The organism is Bartonella sp. AU18XJBT (genome assembly GCF_028618595.1).
GTDB lineage: Bacteria > Pseudomonadota > Alphaproteobacteria > Rhizobiales > Rhizobiaceae > Bartonella.
Genome location: NZ_JAQITE010000112.1, coordinates 1 through 2,161 on the forward strand (window position 1 = coordinate 1; position 2,161 = coordinate 2,161).

The 2,161-nt window shown below is 34.1% G+C and carries 4 protein-coding genes; all 4 read right to left on the bottom strand.

What is annotated here, in order from left to right; all coding sequences use genetic code 11:
* On the bottom strand, window positions 1-176 hold a 176-nt coding region (locus PVV60_RS10265), incomplete at its 3' end, for a Rha family transcriptional regulator (protein ID WP_273724650.1).
* Window positions 169-603 carry an antA/AntB antirepressor family protein gene (locus PVV60_RS10270; RefSeq protein ID WP_273724648.1) on the bottom strand — a complete coding sequence of 145 codons (435 nt, stop codon included), beginning with the start codon at window positions 601-603 and terminating at the stop codon, window positions 169-171. The genes PVV60_RS10265 and PVV60_RS10270, both read right to left, overlap by 8 nt.
* 59 nt (window positions 604-662) lie before the next feature.
* Complete coding sequence (locus PVV60_RS10275; protein ID WP_273724649.1) at window positions 663-1,037, bottom strand: hypothetical protein; 375 nt, start codon at window positions 1,035-1,037, stop codon at window positions 663-665.
* Between the two features lie 316 nt (window positions 1,038-1,353).
* Window positions 1,354-1,950: a S24 family peptidase gene (locus tag PVV60_RS10280; RefSeq protein WP_273719164.1), complete on the bottom strand. Its 597-nt coding sequence runs from the start codon at window positions 1,948-1,950 to the stop codon at window positions 1,354-1,356.
* Window positions 1,951-2,161 lie beyond the last annotated feature (211 nt).

The window sequence follows — 2,161 nt, forward strand, 5'->3', positions numbered from 1 at the left end:
GTGGATCCAAATTTGGATTGACCCCCTTCAGGATATAATTCTCCTAACATTTGTCGAATATCACGCATAATATGCGCATGTTGCTTACCGCATAACTCTGCAATTTCACGACTAGACATGGTTGGAATTGTTGTGTTTTGAAAATTGCTTTCAGATGTTGTAATAAAATTACGCATGCTTCACTCCGTTCGCTGTGACAACATTGTCATTGTGCTTAATTTGCTGTCTTAGATGTCTTAAGAAATCTTCTAATGTTTCAGGATTTGAATAATCGATTTTTGAATTTGCTTTTTTTTCGCATTTCAGAAAATATTCACGCACTTGTTTACCTTTGAGACCAGGTTCACAAATGGCAATGTGTTTTGCTGTGTCTAAAGTGAGAGCATAATCTTTAAAAGGATTTCCACATGAGGAATTTGATAATTTTTTAGTAGAAAGTATAAAGTCGACATCTTCTCTAAAGCTAAGTTCTTTAATACAGTTTGTTATCCACTTTCTAAACTCAGTTTTTACCTCTAAAAAGGTATATAAATCACGAGCGCTAATAGTTTGAACCTTTTGATGTTGAATAGTGTTGTATTGAGTAGCAATAAACGTTTCCATGACGAACCTCATATTGATGGGATTAAAGGGGGCGCTTTTAAAAGCGCCCTTAAGAATTTTTAAAGCACATCACATGGGCGCAAACGGTGTTGTTGTTCGTAAGTACCATACATCTCATCATTATATTTTTCGTCTGCTAAATCAGATAAAAGGTCATGGTAAGCAACACTCTCGCGTACAAAGTCATGAACTTTACTCTCCTCGTGGAGATGTTCGATATTTTCTTTTACATATGCTTCTGCAATTTCTTCAGAGATATCTTCACAATTATTCTCAGAAGGATTGATGCGAAAGATTTGGATTGCATCATCTGCCTCGTCAATAATTTTTAGAACTTGGCTTTCATCTAGTGGTCCAGACCGACCAATGTTTTGATCATCATTATAGACAACTAATAAAATTTCATCAGAATTTATAAGAATTGGATTTTCCATAATTTCTCCTCCCTAACGCCTCTTGGCAATTGTTTGTGCGTGGCTTATGGATACCAATGTAGCGTATTTAGGAACACATGTCAATACATATGTACCGATTTTAGAAATTTTTTACATAAATATAAAAAGTCACTTAGAAAATTAAAACTGTAATTACTGAAAAAGGGATATATGTTTAGAATAGCTAGAGATTTAATAATACTAATTACATTGAATTTTAATATTCTAATCGATTATTTTGCAAATATTTGCATAATTCTCTCCTTAACAGAAATATACGATAAGAAGAAAATTATGCTCATATGATTTAACTATTTTAAAATCTCGGTGGTTTTATCCAGTCTATAGGCGCAGCCCAAATTAATGCAATATCTTTTATTTCTGGATACAACCTATTTAAACTCTCTAAATTAAATAAACCAGGCTTACTACCTTGCTTTATTATTTTTACAAAACAACGTCCATCTTGCGTATAGACAATTGCTTTTTTATTAAGAAGTAAACTTGGAGAAATGTTTTCTGAATAAAATAAAATAGATTTATCCTCAATGAAAGGTTCCATTGAGTCGCCTTCAACTTTTACTGCGTATGTATCCTTTGTAATATATGGGGGCATTTCCACTTCTTCAAGCCAACCATCTTCATAGGGGATAATTTCTGAACCTGCTCCTACATAACCCATTAAGGGTATAGTTTTTTTTCGTGGAAGTGGGTATTTTGTGATTTCCTCAATTGCTATACCTTCTTGTGCACTTATTCCTCGTTCACCTGTCAGCATTTTATTAACTGCAGAGCGGTAGATAGGGCGATGCACCTTCTCACTTAGTTGTCTGGCAAGCGATGATTGAGATAATCCAGATTCTTGTAAGGCTTCACTTAGCCAAATTTTCATAATGTTATTCATGGTTTCCATTATATCTTTGTTAGAAAAAAAATCTTTTGTGATTTTCGTTACATTTTCTATTGATATTGTACCTAAATAAGCTACAATATGACTTATGAAACAATTTTCGGAAATAATAAATCTATTAGGTGGGGTTCGTAGGGTATCTCAGTTGCTTGGGGTTCATAGAACACGCGTGTACGTCTGGCTCCGTCCTGTATCAAAAGGTGGAACTGGTGGG

Coding starts and splice junctions, on each gene's coding strand:
- PVV60_RS10270 (WP_273724648.1), bottom strand. CDS start 603: ATGGAAACGTTTATTGCTACTCAATACAACACTATTCAACATCAAAAG.
- PVV60_RS10275 (WP_273724649.1), bottom strand. CDS start 1,037: ATGGAAAATCCAATTCTTATAAATTCTGATGAAATTTTATTAGTTGTC.
- PVV60_RS10280 (WP_273719164.1), bottom strand. CDS start 1,950: ATGGAAACCATGAATAACATTATGAAAATTTGGCTAAGTGAAGCCTTA.